We start from the raw sequence: 1,037 nt of genomic DNA, 5'->3' as shown, positions 1-1,037 counted from the left end.
GAAATCGCAGGTGCCCAAATCAAGATCTACAAGGGCGATAAGGCAGAAGGTACAGCTGTAGAAAGCTGGACATCCGAAGCTGGTAAATCTAAAGAATTGAGCTTAGCACCAGGTACATACACTTTCCATGAGGAAGCAGCCCCAACTGGTTACCTCAAAGTGACGGATATCACTTTTAAAGTTAACTATGACGGAACAGTTAAAGTTACCAATGTTGGTACCAAGGATGCTAAAGGTGAGGACAATACAGTTGTAACTGACGGTTCAACTATTAAAGTCACCGATAAAGACGATGACCTTCCACGTAAGATTACCTTCAGTAAGGTTAGCCTTGGTGGTACAGAAATCGCAGGTGCTCAAATCAAGATCTACAAGGGCGACAAGGCAGAAGGTACAGCCGTAGAAAGCTGGACTTCCGAAGCTGGTAAGTCTAAAGATCTCAACTTGGCTCCAGGCACTTACACCTTCCATGAGGAAGCCGCTCCAACCGGTTACCTCAAAGTAACGGACATCACTTTCCAAGTCAAAACTGACGGCACAGTGGCAGTGACCAACGTTGGTGAAAAAGACTCTAAGGGTGAAGAGAACAAGGTCGTAACCAACGGCTCAACTGTTACAGTAACGGATAAAGACGATGATAGTCCAAAAGCCATTACTTTCAGTAAAGTTAACCTTGGTGGTACAGAAATCGCAGGTGCTCAAATCAAGATCTACAAGGGCGACAAAGCAGAAGGTACAGCCGTAGAAAGCTGGACATCTGAAGCTGGTAAGTCTAAAGATCTCAACTTGGCTCCAGGCACTTACACCTTCCATGAGGAAGCAGCCCCAACTGGTTACCTCAAAGTAACGGACATCACTTTCCAAGTCAAACATGACGGCACAGTGGAAGTGACCAATGTTGGTGAAAAAGACTCTAAGGGTGAAGAAAACAAAGTTGCCACAAACGGTTCAACTGTAACTGTAACTGATAAAGATGATGACCTTCCACGTAAGATCACCTTCAGCAAGGTTAGCCTTGGTGGAACAGAAATCGCAGG

General features: G+C 45.2%; 1 protein-coding gene. It reads left to right on the top strand.

Going from position 1 to position 1,037, the window contains the following annotated elements; translation table 11 throughout:
* On the top strand, nucleotides 1–1,037 hold a 1,037-nt coding region (locus GMD4S_RS09330; RefSeq protein ID WP_000341668.1), incomplete at both ends, for an MSCRAMM family protein.

The sequence above is a fragment of the Streptococcus sp. GMD4S genome (assembly GCF_000296955.1).
This window is presented reverse-complemented; position numbering and strand designations above follow the sequence as displayed.